Source organism: Pseudomonas macauensis (genome assembly GCF_047902425.1).
In the GTDB taxonomy this organism is placed as follows: domain Bacteria; phylum Pseudomonadota; class Gammaproteobacteria; order Pseudomonadales; family Pseudomonadaceae; genus Pseudomonas.
The window spans coordinates 1,094,669-1,110,701 of the sequence record NZ_CP138377.1; the positions used below are offsets into that span (position 1 = coordinate 1,094,669).

The following is a 16,033-nucleotide window of genomic DNA, read 5'->3' on the forward strand; positions in this document are numbered from 1 at the left end:
GTGTCCGTGTCCTTCTCGCTTACTCGATGACTTTCGGGACGAGGTAAAGCCCGTCTTCCACGGCCGGCGCGATGGCCTGGTAGGCGTCGCGGCGGTTCTCCTCGGTGACGGCGTCGGCGCGCAGGCGCTGCGTGGCTTCCAGTGGGTGGGCCAGGGGCTCCACGCCGTCGGTGTCGACGGCCTGCATGGCGTCGATCAGGCCAAGGATGTTGTTCAGGGTGTCGGTGGTACGCGAAATGTCGGCTTCCTCCAGGCCCAGGCGGGCGAGGTGGGCGATCTTTTCCACGTCGGAGCGTTCAAGCGCCATCGGGGTCTCCAGCTAGAGCGGCCCGGTTCGAACTGGACCTGGCCGGAAGGAATTTGTGGGGCAGGGAACAGAACCCGCGGCGGACGGTCGAAGGCCGCTGGGACGGGCCTGCGGGCCCGAAAAACGAGGAATCTAGCATAAATTGCCGCCTTGCCCAAAACCCCCGTCATTGTTAGAGTTTGCCGCACTTTTTTACCCGCGCATTTTTCACCCACGCTCCACCTACGGGTTTCTTTCCAATGTTCAAAAAACTGCGTGGCATGTTTTCCAGTGATCTGTCGATCGACCTGGGCACTGCCAATACCCTTATTTATGTGCGCGAGCGCGGCATCGTCCTGAACGAACCGTCCGTGGTCGCCATTCGTAGCCACGGCAGCCAGAAGAGCGTGGTAGCGGTCGGTACCGAAGCCAAGCGCATGCTGGGCCGTACCCCGGGCAACATTGCCGCCATTCGTCCGATGAAGGATGGCGTGATCGCCGACTTCAGCGTCTGCGAGAAGATGCTGCAGTACTTCATCAACAAGGTTCACGAGAACAGCTTCCTGCAGCCCAGCCCGCGCGTGCTGATCTGCGTGCCGTGCAAGTCCACCCAGGTGGAACGCCGCGCCATCCGTGAATCGGCCCTGGGCGCCGGCGCCCGTGAGGTGTACCTGATCGAAGAACCGATGGCCGCAGCCATCGGCGCCGGCCTGCCGGTGGAAGAGGCTCGTGGTTCGATGGTCGTCGACATCGGCGGCGGTACCACCGAGATCGCCCTGATCTCCCTCAACGGCGTGGTCTACGCCGAATCCGTCCGCGTCGGCGGCGACCGCTTCGACGAAGCCATCGTCACCTACGTGCGCCGCAACTACGGCAGCCTGATCGGCGAATCCACCGCCGAGCGCATCAAGCAGGAAATCGGCACCGCCTTCCCGGGCGGCGAAGTCCGCGAAGTCGACGTCCGTGGCCGCAACCTGGCCGAAGGCGTACCGCGCAGCTTCACCCTGAACTCCAACGAAGTGCTCGAAGCGCTGCAGGAATCCCTGGCGACCATCGTCCAGGCGGTCAAGAGCGCGCTGGAGCAGTCCCCGCCGGAACTGGCTTCCGACATCGCCGAGCGCGGCCTGGTGCTGACCGGTGGTGGCGCGCTGCTGCGCGACCTGGACAAGCTGCTGGCCCAGGAAACCGGCCTGCCGGTGATCGTCGCCGAAGACCCGCTGACCTGCGTGGCTCGTGGCGGCGGCAAGGCGCTGGAAATGATGGACCGTCATTCGATGGACCTGCTTTCCACCGAATAAGGTGGGGAGTCCTGTAGAGGTCGGTTGACGTTTAGCCCAGGCGGGTGAAACTTCAACCGACTTTGCACAGCTAGGAGCCGGTCATCAAACCGATATTCTCCAAAGGGCCCTCGCTGGGCGCGCGCCTGCTGGTGCTCGCCGTCCTGTCGGTCGCCTTGATGGTGGTCGACGCCCGCTTCGATTATCTGAAACCGGTACGTAGCCAGATGGGGCTCGTGCTGAGTCCGTTCTATGGCATCGCCGACTTCCCCGTTCGTGCCTGGGAAGGCGTGCGTGACCAGTTCACCAGCCGCAGCGAGCTGCTGGCCGAAAACGAGCGCCTGAAGGCTGAGCAACTGCTGATGCAGCGCCGCCTGCAGAAGCTGGCCACTCTGACCGAACAGAACGTGCGCCTGCGCGAGTTGCTCAACTCCTCCGCCCTGGTCGACGACAAGGTGCTGGTGGGCGAACTGATTGGCGTCGACCCGAACCCCTTCACCCAGCGCATCCTGATCGACAAGGGCGAGAAGGACGGCGTGTTCCAGGGGCAGCCGGTGCTCGATGCCAGCGGCCTGATGGGCCAGGTGGTCGAGGTGATGCCGTACACCGCGCGCGTGCTGCTGCTGACCGACACCACCCATAGCATTCCGGTGCAGGTGAACCGCAATGGCCTGCGCGCCATCGCCGTGGGCACCGGTAACCCGGAGCGCCTGGAACTGCGCTACGTGGCCGATACCGCCGACATCAAGGAGGGCGACCTGCTGGTCAGCTCCGGCCTGGGGCAGCGCTTCCCGGCCGGCTATCCGGTGGCCACCGTCAAGGAAGTGCTGCACGATACCGGCGGGCCGTTTGCCACTATCCGTGCCGTGCCGACCGCGAAGATGAACCGCAGCCGCTACGTGCTGCTGGTCTTCACCGACAGCCGCACCCCCGAGCAGCGCGCCACCGATGCCGCCGAGGCGCAGGCCGAGGCCGACCGCAAGGCCGCCGAATCCACGGCTCCTGCTCAACCTGGAGCAGCCGCTCCGGCGCAAGATGCCACTCACCCGGCCACTCCGGCGGCCCCGGCTGTGCAGCCGGCGCATCCAGCCGGCGCGAATGGCGCCGCGCCTGCTGCCCCGGTAGCCCCGGCTGCGGCGCAGCCCGAAGCAAGGAATCGCCACTGATGGCCACCCAAGGCTCGCGAAACGGCTGGGCGATCTGGCTCAGCCTGCTTCTGGCGCTGCTGCTCTCCGTTGCACCGATGCCCAGCTTCATGGAGATCGGCCGCCCGCTCTGGCTGGCGATGTTCCTGACTTACTGGGTGCTCTACCTGCCGCACAAGGTCGGCATGCTCAGCGCCTGGGTGCTGGGGCTCGCCGAAGACGTGCTGTACGGCACCCTGCTGGGACAGAACGCACTGATCCTCAGCCTGATCATTTTCCTGGTGCTATCGCTGCACCAGCGTTTGCGGATGTTCCCCATCTGGCAGCAATGCCTGGTGTTGCTGGTGGTGTTCGGCCTGGCGCAACTGGTCCAGCTGTGGATCAGCGCATTGACCGGCAATCGCCCCCCGACCCTGGTGTTCCTGTTGCCGGCGCTGGTCAGTGGCCTGCTCTGGCCCTGGGTCTATACGCTGCTCCGGGCCCTGCGTCTGCGCCTGAACATCAACTGAGGCCCCGCTGCGGGGCGTTTCGTCGGGCTTGGCGCCAGTCGCGCCGGGCCGGCTTCGGGAGTCTCTGATGTCCCAGTTGTACCTCGCTTCCAGCTCGCCGCGCCGCCGCGAGCTGCTGACCCAGATCGGCCTGCCGTTCCATATCGTGCCCGCCTCCGTCGACGAGACGCCGCAAGCCGGTGAATCGGCCGTCGCCTATGTCGAGCGCCTGGCGCGCGAGAAGGCCCTGGCGGGTCTGCATTTCCTGGCGCAGCGGGCGGATGTCTGCGTGCTGGGAGCCGATACCGCCGTTGTGCTCGATGGACGCATCCTCGGCAAGCCGGCCGATCGCGCCGAAGCGCTGGGCATGCTGCGTGCGCTCTCCGGCCGCGAGCACGAGGTGCTCACCGCGGTGGCCGTGGCCAATCGCGACCGCTGTGAGGCGAGAGTGGTGAGCAGTCGCGTGACCTTCCGTAGCGTTTCGATGGAAGAGGCCGAGCGCTACTGGGACACTGGCGAGCCCCACGACAAGGCCGGTGGCTATGCTATCCAGGGGCTCGCGGCGGTCTTCGTCAGCCGGGTAGAGGGTAGCTACAGCGCCGTAGTCGGCCTGCCCCTGTGCGAAACTGCGGCATTGCTGGCTGACTTCTCCATCCCTTGCTGGCAGTCTTGATCACGAAGTAGCGCTGCACGACTCCGGGCGCGATAAGGAAGGGCGCATGAGCGAAGAGATCCTGATCAATATCACGCCGATGGAATCGCGCGTGGCGGTGGTGGAGAACGGCGTCCTGCAGGAGGTCCACGTCGAGCGCACGCTGCGCCGCGGGATCGTCGGCAACATCTACAAGGGCAAGGTCGTGCGCGTGCTGCCGGGCATGCAGGCGGCCTTCGTAGACATCGGCCTCGAGCGCGCGGCCTTCATTCACGCGGCGGAGATATCCACCCGCGAAGGCAGCGCCGTGGAGAGCATCAGCGCCCTGGTGCACGAAGGCCAGAGCCTGGTGGTGCAGGTCACCAAGGACCCCATCGGCACCAAGGGCGCGCGCCTGACCACCCATCTGTCGATTCCGTCGCGCTACCTGGTCTACATGCCGCGCACCAGCCACGTCGGCATTTCCCTGAAGATCGAAGACGAAGTCGAGCGCGAGCGTCTCAAGCAGGTGGTGGCCAAGTGCGTTGCGGCCGAAGGCATCGTCGAACAGGGCGGTTTCATCCTGCGCACCGCCGCCGAGGGGGCCGGGGAGGACGAGATCCTCGCCGATATCCGCTATCTGCGCCGCCTGTGGGACCAGATTGCCGCACAGATCCAGACCGTCGGCGCGCCGACGCTGATCTACGAGGACCTGTCCCTGGCCTTGCGCACCCTGCGCGACCTGGTCAATCCGCGCATCGAGAAGATCCGCGTCGATTCCAGGGAGAACTTCCAGAAAATCACGCAGTTCGTCGAAGAATTGATGCCGGAAATCGCCGATCGCCTGGAGCATTATCCCGGCGAGCGGCCGATCTTCGACCTGTACGGGGTCGAGGATGAGGTGCAGAAGGCGCTGGAGCGCAAGGTTCTGCTCAAGTCCGGCGGCTACCTGATCATCGACCCGACCGAGGCGATGACCACCATCGACGTGAACACCGGCGCCTTCGTCGGCCATCGCAACCTCGAAGAAACCATCTTCAAGACCAACCTCGAGGCCGCCACCGCCATCGCCCGCCAGCTGCGCCTGCGCAACCTGGGCGGGATCATCATCATCGACTTCATCGACATGGAAGACGAGGAGCACCGCCGCCAGGTCCTGCGGACCCTGGAGAAGCAGCTCGAACGTGACCATGCCAAGACCAACATCATTGGCATCACCGAGCTGGGCCTGGTGCAGATGACCCGCAAGCGCACCCGCGAAAGCCTGGTGCAGGTGCTCTGCGAGCCCTGCCCGAGCTGTCAGGGGCGCGGCATGCTGAAGACCGCCGAGACCATCTGCTACGAGATCTTCCGCGAAATCCTCCGCGAGGCCCGCGCCTATCAGGCCGATTCTTACCTGGTGCTGGCTAACCAGAAGGTGGTCGATCGCCTGCTCGACGAGGAGTCGGGCAACGTTGCCGATCTGGAAGTCTTCATCGGCCGCACCATCAAGTTCCAGGTCGAGGCCATGTATTCCCAGGAACAGTACGACGTTGTCCTGCTTTGAGAGGCAGGTCCCAATGTCTTGGCTTTACATGGAATGCCGCTCTGGAACGGGCGGTTGCGGAGCTTTCTCTGACGCACACTGTCAGACGGGGTTCGCTACTGCATGGCTGGGAGCCAGCACGATGACCGTTTACCTTCTGCCACGAGCGCCTGCCTGACATGGGGCGCCTGTTCGCCGCGTCGCTGCGCGTGCTCCTGGGGCTGCTGGCCCTGGGGCTGGTGCTGCTTGCACTGTACGTCAGCCTGGGGCGCCAACTGGTGCCGCTGGTGGCCGAGTACCGTGACGAGCTGGCGCAGAAGGCCAGTGCCCAGCTCGGCCTGCCGGTGACCATCGGCGGGCTCGAAGGTCACTGGCAGGACTTCGGTCCGATCATCGTGGTCCGCGATATCCAGCTGGGCGCTGGCAACGATGCGCTGCGCCTGGAGCGCGTGCACCTGACACCGGACCTGTTCGGCAGCCTGATGGCGCGCCAGCCGCGCATCGACAGCCTGGAGCTGGAAGGCCTGCAGCTCACCCTGCGGGAAGACGAGCAGGGCCAGTGGCATGCCGACGGGCTGCCCAGCCACGGTGACAGCGATCCGCGCCAGCTGGTCGACCTCCTGCTGGCGCCGCGCCGCCTGTCGCTGATGGACAGCCAACTGACCGTGCTGCCGCAGGGCGCGGAGCCCCTCTCGCTGAGTTATGTCGGCATGACGCTTCACAGCGGCAGCCGTCAGCATCTCGATGTGCGGTTCACGTTGCCGGGCGGTGAGCCGGTCGCGGCTCGGCTGGACGCCCGCCTGAATCGCGACGACTGGCGGCAGAGCTCGGCGCAGGCCTACCTGAGCCTGCCGCAGACGGATTGGTCGAAGTGGTTGCCCGAGCGCCTGACCGGTGCCTGGAGGCTCTCCGAGCTCAAGGCTGGCGGCGAGTTCTGGGCCAGCCTCGAAAAGGGTGTACCGGTATCGGGTGTAGCGCGCCTCAACGCGCCGTCGATCAAGGCTGCGCTGGGCGAACAGAAACCGGTCAGTGTGAGCGACCTGGGCGTGAGCCTGTATTACCAGCGCAATGGCGAGGACTTCGACCTGCGCGTTGCCGACCTGGCAGCCAACCTGGGTGATACCCGCTGGGGTGAGGTGGAGCTGTCGCTGACGCGGCGGATGAAGGACGAGGAGCACTGGCAGCTACAGGCCGATCGCCTCGATCTGACCCCGCTGGGCCCGATGATCACTGCCCTGGCGCCATTACCGGACGCTGCCATCGCCTGGTTGCAGGGCCTGAAACCGCACGGCGTGCTGCACAACGTCAATTTCGACTACTGGCCGCAGCGCGCCGGCGCCGAACGCGTCGCCTACGCCGCCAACCTGGAGAAGGTCGGCGTCAGTGCCTTCCATGACGTGCCCGCAGTGGACAACGTCGACGGTACCTTCAGCGGCAACCTTGGCGGCGGCACGCTGGATGCCAATGCCCAGGACTTCATGCTGCACCTGGCGACCCTGTTCCCTGAACCCTGGCATTACCGCACCGCCCACGCGCGGCTGTTCTTCCAGTTGAACGACGAGGCTTTCACCCTCGGTAGCCACCTGATGCAGGTCGAAGGCGAGGAGGGCACTCTTGCCGGTGACATGCTGATCCGCCTGATGCGCGATCCGACACTGGAAGACTACATGGACCTGCGCGTCGGCATGAGTAACGGCGATGCGCGTTTCACCAGCAAGTACCTGCCCACCGTCATTCCGCAGATGAGCAAGGACCTTGCCGCCTGGCTCAAGGGTTCGATCAAGAGCGGGCGTATCGAGCAGGGCTACTTCCTCTGGCAGGGCTCGCTGCAGAAGGGCGCGGCGCCCGAGGCGCACGCGATGAGCCTGTATTTCAAGGTCCACGACGGCGTGCTCGACTACCAGCCGGGCTGGCCGGGGCTGAGCAAGGCCGAAGGCGAGGTGCGGGTCGAGGACAGCGGTGTGAGCATTACCGCGCGCTCCGGCCAGATACTGCAAAGTCAGGTTCGCGATGTGTCGGTGGAGATTCCCCACGTGCCGAGCGGCGAGGTTTCCCATCTGCACGTCGACGGCGATATCGACAGCAGCCTCGGAGACGGCCTGAAAATCCTCCAGGATTCGCCCATCGGTGCTCAGCACACCTTCGAGGGGTGGAGCGGCGACGGCAAGCTGGCAGGCCACCTCAAGCTGGATATCCCGCTGGCCAAGGAACAGGCCCGGCAGGCGCGGGTCATTGTCGACTTCGCCACTGACTCCGCGCGGCTGAAGATCGCCAAGCCCGAGCTCAATCTCGAGCAGCTCAAGGGCAAGTTCCGCTACGACACCGACAGCGGCCTGAGTGCGCAGAACGTCGCGGCCCAGGCCCTGGGGACCCGGATTACCGGTAGCATCCGTGCTGAAGGACGCAGTGGCGATCCGCGCACCCGGGTGTTGGTGGGTGGGCAGATGCCGATGAAGGCGCTGCTGGACTGGGGCAAGGTGCAGAAGCAGCTGCCAGTCGACGGCCGCGTGCCGTTCCAGCTCAATCTCCTGTTGGCGGGCAAGGACAGTCAACTGCAGGTCGCCTCCAACCTGCAGGGGGTGACCATCGATCTTCCGGCGCCGTTGGGCAAGACGGCCAGCGAGGCCCGTGACAGCGAATGGCGCATGACCCTCGACGGCGCCGAGCGGCGTTACTGGGCAACCTATGGCGACCGCGCCAGCCTGGCCTATGCCGCGCCGGCGGACAATCCGCTCGCAGGGCGAGGCGTATTGCGCCTGGGCGGCGATCCGGCGGTGCTGCCGAATTGGAGTGGCGTGCAAGTGCGCGGCCGCATCGATGAAGTGGATGCCGATGCCTGGCAGGCGGTCTTCAAGAAGTACGCCAACAGCGGCGTCGAAGGCGCATCCGGCTTGCTGCGCGGCGCCGATCTGCAGATCGGACGCTTCAAGGGCTTTGGCCAGAGCCTGGACAATCTTGGTGTCGACCTCGCGCGGGTCGATAGCAGCTGGCAGCTGGGCCTGGTCAGCTCGTTGGTGTCTGGCAAGATCATCTTGCCCGATGGCGGCAGCCGGCCGATCCAGGTCCAGCTCGATCGTATCGATCTGCCCAAGGGCGAAGCCATCGACTCGCCTGGCGCGGTGGAAGCGCCCGATTCCATGGCCAACATCGACCCGCGTACGCTGCCGGCGATGGATGTGTCGATCCGTCAGGTCAGCAAGGCCGGCAAGCCAGTCGGCGCCTGGAGCTTCAACCTGCGACCGACCCCCACCGGCACCAGCTTCAACAATGTGGCGCTCGACCTGCGAGGCCTGGAGCTCAAGGGCACCTTGCGCTGGGACGGCATGGCTGGTTCGTCGCGCAGCAGCTTCAACGGGCGCCTGGACGGCAAGAACCTTGCCGATGTGCTCAAGGCCTGGGATTTCGCGCCCAGCGTCACCAGCGAGCGCTTTCGCGTCGACATCAACGGCAACTGGCCGGGATCGCCGGCAGCGCTGAACTTGCGGCGCTTTGGCGGCAGTATCGATGCCAGCCTGCGCAAGGGCCAGTTCGTCGAAGTGGAAGGCGGCGCCAACGCCCTGCGCGTATTCGGCCTGCTCAACTTCAACGCCATCAACCGCCGCTTGCGCCTGGACTTCTCCGACCTGCTGGGCAAGGGGTTGAGCTATGACCGGGTGAAGGGCGTGCTCACGGCCACCGATGGCGTCTACTTCACCCGCGAGCCGCTACGCCTGGACGGTCCGTCGAGCAACCTGGAGCTGAACGGGACGCTGGACCTGGCCCATGACCAGATCGACGCCAAGCTGCTGGTGACCTTGCCGGTGACCAACAACTTGCCACTGGCGGCCCTGATCGTCGGTGCTCCCGCCGTGGGCGGCGCGCTGTTCGTGGTGGACAAGCTGCTGGGCGACAAGGTATCTCGCTTCGCCAGCGTGCAGTACAGCGTGAGAGGGCCGTGGCAGAGCCCCGCCATCACCTTCGAGAAGCCCTTCGAAAAACCCCATTGAGCAGAGTGTCCGGTGTTCGGTTAGCATGAACCCAGGACTCAGCCGGAGCCCAGGGCCTGCTCCCGTTTCGACGCGACCGCGCCGGAGCCGCATTTTGCGCAGGGCAAGGCACGAGGAGGGTGGTTTGGTGATTCCAAATGAGCGACGAGTAACGCGGCACTGCGCAAAATGCGGTCCGTCCCTTCGGGTTGCGCGGCAAATCACGCCATGCGTCGTTGCGGGACTTGAAAAGGGAATGACCATTTCCTGCGTCCCACGCCTATCCTGGCGTGATTTGACGCAGCAACGCGGTTCTCGTCGAAATGGGAGCAGGCCCTGATATGTCCATCGCAGTCATCCAGATGGTCAGCCAGGACGATGTCCTGGCCAATCTCGCCGCCGCCCGTCGCTTGCTGGAACAGGCTGCCCGTGGTGGCGCGCGCCTTGCCGTCCTGCCGGAAAACTTTGCCGCCATGGGCCGTCGCGATCTTGCTGATCTCGGCCGTGCCGAGGCGCAAGGGTACGGGCCGATCCTGCCCTGGTTGAAAAGCACCGCCCGTGACCTCAGGTTGTGGATAGTCGGCGGAACCCTGCCACTACCGCCTGCTGGCCAACCGGAGGCCAAGGCCAACGCCTGTTCGCTGCTGATCGACGATCAGGGCGAGGTGGCGGCGCGCTACGACAAGCTGCACCTGTTCGACGTGGATGTCGCCGACGCCCGTGGCCGCTATCGTGAGTCGGATGACTACGCCTTCGGCCAGCGCGTGGTGGTGGCCGACACACCGGTCGGGCGCCTGGGGCTGACGGTCTGCTACGACCTGCGCTTCCCCGAGCTCTACACCGCACTGCGCGAGGCCGGCGCGGAACTGATCAGCGCACCGGCGGCCTTCACCGCGGTGACCGGAGCAGCGCACTGGGAAGTGCTGGTCCGCGCCCGCGCCATCGAGACCCAGTGCTACCTGCTGGCGGCCGGGCAGGGTGGCACACATCCCAAAGGTCGGGAAACCTGGGGGCAATCGGCGATTGTCGATCCCTGGGGGCGTATCCTGGCTGAACAGGCCAAGGGCGAGGCCGTGCTGCTGGCCGAGCGGGACAGCGAGGAACAGGCGGCGGTCCGGCAGCGTATGCCGATTGCCCGGCACAGACGATTTTTCCCGCCGGTCGAACCGCGACCGGCGCGTACGGAGTAGATATGAGCGAACTGTTGTCATCCGTCAGCCAGCACCTGCTGGCCCCTGGTGGTCTGGACATCGAGCGGTTGTCGCCGGTGCTGCATGAACTCAGCGGCCCGGGTATCGATGCGGCCGACCTGTACTTCCAGAGCCAGGTGTCCGAGTCCTGGATGCTCGAAGACGGCATCGTCAAGGAAGGCAGTTTCCACATGGACCAGGGCGTCGGCGTGCGTGCGCAGTCCGGCGAGAAGACCGGCTTTGCCTACAGCAACGCCATCACCCATGAGGCGCTGATCCAGGCTGCCCAGGCGGCGCGCTCGATTTCCCGCGCCGGACAGAATGGCAAGGTGCAGGCGTTCAACGCCGTGGTGCCGCAACGCCTGTATGCCGGCGAGAACCCACTGGACGTGCTCAGCCGCGCTGAAAAGGTGGAGTTGTTGCAGAAGATCGATGCCACGACCCGCGCCCTCGACCCGCGCATCCAGCAGGTCACCGTGAGCCTCGCTGGTGTCTGGGATCAGGTATTGGTCGCCGCGACGGATGGCTCGCTGGCGGCGGATATCCGTCCGCTGGTGCGCTTCAACGTCAGCGTCATCGTCGAGCAGAACGGTCGCCGCGAGCGTGGCGGCCACGGTGGCGGCGGTCGTACCGACTATCGCTACTTCCTGCAGGAAGACCGCGCCATGAGCTACGCCCGCGAGGCGCTGCGCCAGGCACTGGTCAACCTGGAAGCCGTTCCCGCGCCGGCCGGCAGCCTGCCGGTGGTGATGGGCGCCGGCTGGTCCGGCGTGCTGCTGCACGAAGCGGTGGGCCACGGCCTGGAAGGCGACTTCAACCGCAAGGGCAGTTCGGCCTACAGCGGCCGCATCGGTGAGCAGGTCGCTTCCAGCCTGTGCACCATCGTCGACGATGGCACCCTGGCCGGCCGTCGTGGTTCGCTGTCGGTGGACGACGAAGGCACGCCGACGAACTGCAACGTGCTGATCGAGAACGGCATCCTCAAGGGCTACATGCAGGACAAGCTCAATGCCCGCCTGATGGGCGTGGCGCGCACCGGCAACGGTCGCCGCGAGTCCTATGCGCACCTGCCGATGCCGCGCATGACCAACACCTACATGCTGGCCGGGCAGAGCGAGCCGGAAGAGATCATCGCCAGCGTCGAGCGCGGCATCTACTGCGCCAACCTAGGTGGCGGCCAGGTGGACATCACCAGTGGCAAGTTCGTCTTCGCCACCAGCGAGGCTTACCTGATCGAGAACGGCAAGATCACCCGCCCGGTGAAGGGCGCGACCCTGATCGGCAACGGTCCGGAAGTGATGAGCCGGGTGTCCATGGTCGGCAATGACCTGGCGCTGGACAGCGGCGTGGGCACCTGCGGTAAGGACGGCCAGTCCGTGCCGGTCGGTGTCGGTCAGCCGACCCTGAAGATCGACGCCATCACCGTCGGCGGCACGGGCGCCTGAGGCCGTTGCGGGCAGGGCTGGAGACGAAGGACGCGGCCGCTCAGCGCAGGCCGCGTTTGAGTTCGTCCAGCTCGCGGATGTACTTGAAGATCTTCCGCGCCGCCGCCGGAGGCTTGTTGTGAGCGGCCTCATGCTGGGCGTGGCGGATCAGCTGCAGCAGGTGCTGCCGGTCGCTTTCCGGGTATTCGCCGAAGAACGCGGCGAGTGCGTCGTCGCCACCGCTGATGAGGCGGTCGCGCCAGCGCTCCAGGGCGTGGAAGCGTTCGTTGTACTGGCGGGTGGAGCTGTCTACCTGTTCCAGCAGGGCAACGATGGCGTCGATGTCCTGATCGCGCATCAGTTTGCCGATGAACTGCCGGTGGCGCTTCTTGGCGGCGTTGGCCTTGTGCTTGGGTGCTTCGTCCAGTGCGCGGCGCAGCGGATCGGTCAGCGGCATGCGGTCCAGCAGGTCCGGCTTGAGCGTCGTCAGGCGCTCGCCGAGGTCCTGCAGGGCGTGCAGCTCGCGTTTGACTTGCGACTTGCTCTTCTCTTCGAAGAGGGAGTCGTCATCGTGAATTTCAGCCATGGCGGGGGTCTCGTTGAAAACGCCGCCATGATAACGAGTCGAGGGCCGCTTGTCCGGCCCGAGCAGGTCGCCGAAGCCCAAGAGAGCGTAGCGGCCGGTACATGAACAGGAGAGGCACGTAATGAGCGAACACAACCCGGCGGTCAGCCCGGACGTCCTTCCCGAACTGCGCGAGCAGGTCGAGCGGATCATCGCCGAGGCTTCCCGGCAGGGCGCCAGCGCCTGCGAGGTGGCGGTTTCGGTGGAGCAGGGATTGTCCACTTCGGTACGCCAGGGCGAGGTGGAGACCGTCGAGTTCAACCGCGACCAGGGATTCGGTATCACCCTGTACGTCGGCCAGCGCAAAGGTTCGGCCAGCACCTCGGCCACCGGCGCTGACGCCATTCGCGAAACCGTGGCGGCGGCGCTGGCCATCGCCAAGCACGCTTCCGAGGACGATTGCGCCGGGCTCGCCGATCCGGCGCTGATGGCCCGGAATCTGCCGGACCTGGACCTGTACCACGCCTGGTCGATCACCCCGGATCAGGCGGTGGAGCGCGCGCTGGCCTGCGAAGCGGCGGCCTTCGCCGCGGATGCGCGGGTGACCAAGGCCGATGGCACCACGGTGAACACTCACCAGGGCTGCCGCGTTTACGGCAACAGCCACGGCTTCGTCGGCGGCTACGCCAGCACCCGGCACAGCCTGAGCTGCGTGATGATCGCCGAAGGCCAGGGGCAGATGCAGCGGGACTACTGGTATGACGTCAACCGCCGTGGTGATCTGCTGGCGAGTTCCGAGTCGATCGGTCGTCGTGCTGCGGAGCGTGCCGCCAGTCGCCTGGGCGCGCGGCCGGTGGCTACCGCCGAGGTTCCGGTGCTGTTCGCGCCGGAGGTCGCGGTGGGGCTGTTCGGTCACTTCCTGTCGGCGATTTCCGGCGGCAGCCTGTACCGCAAGTCGTCGTTCCTCGAAGGCACCCTGGGGCAGCGTCTGTTCCCCGAGTGGCTGACCCTTGATGAGCGCCCGCTGCTGGCCGGAGCGCTGGGCAGTGCATCATTCGATAACGATGGTCTGGCCACTTATGCCAAACCCTTCGTCGAAGGTGGCGATCTGGTTTCCTACATCCTCGGCACCTATTCCGGCCGCAAGCTGGGAATGCCCAGCACTGCGAACGCCGGCGGTGTGCACAACCTGTTCGTCAGCCATGGTGACGAGGACCAGGCGGCGCTGATCCGTCGCATGGGCCGCGGCCTGTTGGTGACGGAGCTGATGGGGCAGGGCGTGAACCTGGTGACCGGCGACTATTCCCGTGGTGCGGGCGGTTATTGGGTGGAGAATGGCGAAATCCAGTTCCCGGTGCAGGAAGTCACCATTGCGGCGAACCTGCGCGATCTGTTCCGCAATATCGTGGCCATTGGCAATGACGTGGAGTTCCGCGGCAACCTGCACACCGGCTCGGTGCTGGTTGAGCGCATGACCGTCGCCGGCAACTGATATTGCTGCCCATGAAAAAGCCCGCCATCTGGCGGGCTTTTTCATTCGTGTAGAGCCGCTCCTGGCGCTTACTCGCCTTCGTCGAAGTAGTTGTTGATCAACTCGGCCAGTGCGCCCAACGCCTCATTTTCCTGCTCGCCTTCCGCGGCAATGTGCAGGTTGGTGCCCTTGCCGGCGGCCAGCATCATCACTGCCATGATGCTCTTGCCGTCGACGGTGCTTTCCGGGTTGCGCCCCACGCGAATCTGGCAGGGGTATCGTCCCGCGACGCCGACGAATTTGGCCGCCGCACGGGCGTGCAGACCAAGCTTGTTGATGATGGTGATTTCAAGGGCGGGCATCGCGAGGGGCTGTCCTTTGTTGTGTGTTGCTACTAGCTCAGGTCGCGGTGGCGAATCTGCACGTTGGTGAGGGTTTCCTTGAGGGCCTTGCCAATGCGCTCGGCCAGGTAGGTCGAGCGGTGCTGGCCACCGGTACAGCCGATGGCAATGGTGACATAGGCCCGGTTACTCGCGGCGAAGCGCGGCAGCCATTTGTTCAGGTAGCCGAGGATGTCCTGATACATCTCCTCGACGTCGGGTTGCGCGGCCAGGTACTCCTGAACATCCGCATCAAGCCCGGTGTGCTCGCGCAGTTCGGGTTTCCAGTAGGGGTTGGGCAGGCAGCGCACGTCGAACACCAGGTCGGCGTCCACCGGCATGCCGCGCTTGAAGCCGAAGGATTCGACCAGGAAGGCGGTGCCCAGTTCTGGCTTGTTCAGCAGGCGCAGCTTGAGCACGTCGCGCAGCTGATAGAGGTTCAGATGTGTGGTGTTGAGCTTGAGGTCGGCCAGGTCGGCAATCGGCGCCAACAGATGGGCCTCGTCGGCGATGGCTTCGGCCAGCGAGCGGCTGTCGGTGGTCAGGGGGTGCCGGCGGCGCGTCTCGGAGAAGCGTTTGAGCAGGGTTTCATCATCGGCATCGAGGTACAGCACATCGCACTGGATGTGCTTGTCGCGAGCCTCCTGCAGCAGTTCGGGGAAGCGCTGCAGCTGGCTGGGCAGGTTGCGTGCGTCGATGGAGACGGCTACCTGCGGGTGAAGCAGTTCGGTGTGCAGCAGTGCGCGTTGTGCAAGGTCCGGGAGCAGGCTGGCGGGCAGGTTATCGATGCAGTAGAAACCGTTGTCTTCGAGCACGTTGAGCGCGGTGCTCTTACCCGAGCCGGAACGTCCGCTGATGATGATCAGGCGCATGATCAGTGGCCGTTCTGGAAGTCCACGACGATCCGGTACAGCTCCTCGCCGTTGGCGGCGTGGCGCAGGCGGTCACGGACGTCGGAACGGTCGAGCATAGAAGCGATCTGGCGGAGCAGTTCCAGGTGCTCTTCGGTGGCGGCTTCGGGCACCAGCAGGACGAACACTAGGTCGACCGGCGCGCCGTCGAGGGCATCGAAGTCAACCGGATGGTCCAGGTGCAGGATGGCGCTGATGGGGGACTTGCAGCCAGGAAGGCGGCAATGCGGAATGGCGATGCCATTGCCGAAACCAGTGGAGCCCAGGCGTTCCCGGGCCACCAGATTTTCAAAGATGTCTTGCGCGTCGAAACCTGGCAGCTCGCGAGCTACCAGGTTTGCGATTTGTTCAAGGACGCGTTTTTTGCTGCCGCCCGGCACGTTCACCAGGGAACGGCCGGGGGTCAGGATTTGCTCAAGTCGAATCATAGGGAGGGGTTAACGAACACCAACTCCCTGCTGGCGTTCGAGGTATTTTTCCTTGTGCTTGATCAGTTGGCGGTCGAGCTTGTCAGTGAGCAGGTCGATGGCCGCATACATGTCTTCATGTTCGGCACAGGCCACTACTTCGCCACCTGCGATGTGCAGGGTGGCTTCGATTTTCTGCTTTAGCTTCTCGACCTCCATGATGACCTGAACATTGGTGATCTTGTCGAAGTGGCGCTCCAGTCGTCCGAGTTTTTCGCCGACATAGTCGCGCAGGGCGTCGGTCACATCCAGTTGATGTCCACTGATGTTGACTTGCATACCGCTTTCTCCTTATTGCCCGTGTGTAA

General features: G+C 65.1%; 15 protein-coding genes. 9 read left to right on the top strand and 6 right to left on the bottom strand.

Annotated features, from left to right (window positions below):
* Positions 1-19 precede the first annotated feature (19 nt).
* A complete protein-coding gene (gatC, locus tag SD196_RS05105; protein ID WP_331318075.1) occupies positions 20-307 on the bottom strand; it encodes an Asp-tRNA(Asn)/Glu-tRNA(Gln) amidotransferase subunit GatC in 288 nt (95 codons plus the stop codon).
* A 239-nt stretch (positions 308-546) separates the two neighbouring features.
* On the opposite strand from gatC, the gene mreB reads away from it, so the two are divergent.
* The 8 genes from mreB to tldD all read left to right on the top strand — a co-directional run bounded on the left by mreB (position 547) and on the right by tldD (position 11,952).
* A complete protein-coding gene (gene mreB / locus SD196_RS05110) occupies positions 547-1,584 on the top strand; it encodes a rod shape-determining protein MreB (protein ID WP_017518164.1) in 1,038 nt (345 codons plus the stop codon).
* Positions 1,585-1,715: 131 nt separating this feature from the next.
* Positions 1,716-2,729: a rod shape-determining protein MreC gene (gene mreC / locus SD196_RS05115; RefSeq protein ID WP_370600786.1), complete on the top strand. Its 1,014-nt coding sequence runs from the start codon at positions 1,716-1,718 to the stop codon at positions 2,727-2,729.
* Complete coding sequence (gene mreD, locus SD196_RS05120; protein WP_207883617.1) at positions 2,729-3,217, top strand: rod shape-determining protein MreD; 489 nt, start codon at positions 2,729-2,731, stop codon at positions 3,215-3,217. The genes mreC and mreD overlap by 1 nt, the downstream gene beginning before the upstream one ends.
* Before the next feature lie 67 nt (positions 3,218-3,284).
* Positions 3,285-3,869, top strand: a complete 585-nt coding sequence (locus SD196_RS05125) for a Maf family protein (RefSeq protein WP_416311113.1) — start codon at positions 3,285-3,287, stop codon at positions 3,867-3,869.
* 46 nt (positions 3,870-3,915) lie between these two features.
* A complete protein-coding gene (gene rng / locus SD196_RS05130) occupies positions 3,916-5,373 on the top strand; it encodes a ribonuclease G (RefSeq protein WP_275610342.1) in 1,458 nt (485 codons plus the stop codon).
* Positions 5,374-5,522: 149 nt separating this feature from the next.
* On the top strand, positions 5,523-9,338 hold the full coding sequence (locus tag SD196_RS05135; protein WP_416311716.1) for a YhdP family protein: 3,816 nt from the start codon (positions 5,523-5,525) through the stop codon (positions 9,336-9,338).
* Positions 9,339-9,658: 320 nt separating this feature from the next.
* A complete protein-coding gene (locus SD196_RS05140; protein ID WP_343574774.1) occupies positions 9,659-10,507 on the top strand; it encodes a carbon-nitrogen hydrolase family protein in 849 nt (282 codons plus the stop codon).
* A 2-nt stretch (positions 10,508-10,509) separates the two neighbouring features.
* Positions 10,510-11,952: a metalloprotease TldD gene (gene tldD / locus SD196_RS05145; RefSeq protein WP_416311114.1), complete on the top strand. Its 1,443-nt coding sequence runs from the start codon at positions 10,510-10,512 to the stop codon at positions 11,950-11,952.
* Positions 11,953-11,992: 40 nt separating this feature from the next.
* Here the strand turns inward: tldD and yjgA are convergent, their stop codons facing one another.
* A complete protein-coding gene (gene yjgA, locus SD196_RS05150; protein ID WP_275610346.1) occupies positions 11,993-12,517 on the bottom strand; it encodes a ribosome biogenesis factor YjgA in 525 nt (174 codons plus the stop codon).
* A 121-nt stretch (positions 12,518-12,638) separates the two neighbouring features.
* Between yjgA and pmbA the strand changes: the two genes are divergently transcribed.
* Positions 12,639-13,988: a metalloprotease PmbA gene (gene pmbA, locus SD196_RS05155; protein WP_331318064.1), complete on the top strand. Its 1,350-nt coding sequence runs from the start codon at positions 12,639-12,641 to the stop codon at positions 13,986-13,988.
* Positions 13,989-14,056: 68 nt separating this feature from the next.
* Here the strand turns inward: pmbA and SD196_RS05160 are convergent, their stop codons facing one another.
* From SD196_RS05160 to hpf, 4 genes are read right to left on the bottom strand one after another with little or no spacing between them, the layout of a single operon-like run.
* Positions 14,057-14,329 carry an HPr family phosphocarrier protein gene (locus SD196_RS05160; protein WP_275610348.1) on the bottom strand — a complete coding sequence of 91 codons (273 nt, stop codon included), beginning with the start codon at positions 14,327-14,329 and terminating at the stop codon, positions 14,057-14,059.
* Between the two features lie 32 nt (positions 14,330-14,361).
* The gene (gene rapZ, locus SD196_RS05165; protein WP_275610349.1) at positions 14,362-15,219 is read right to left on the bottom strand and encodes an RNase adapter RapZ; all 858 of its coding nucleotides are present in this window, start codon (positions 15,217-15,219) and stop codon (positions 14,362-14,364) included.
* 2 nt (positions 15,220-15,221) lie between these two features.
* On the bottom strand, positions 15,222-15,686 hold the full coding sequence (gene ptsN, locus SD196_RS05170; protein WP_275610350.1) for a PTS IIA-like nitrogen regulatory protein PtsN: 465 nt from the start codon (positions 15,684-15,686) through the stop codon (positions 15,222-15,224).
* 9 nt (positions 15,687-15,695) lie between these two features.
* A complete protein-coding gene (gene hpf, locus SD196_RS05175; RefSeq protein ID WP_017518151.1) occupies positions 15,696-16,004 on the bottom strand; it encodes a ribosome hibernation-promoting factor, HPF/YfiA family in 309 nt (102 codons plus the stop codon).
* Positions 16,005-16,033: the final 29 nt, after the last annotated feature.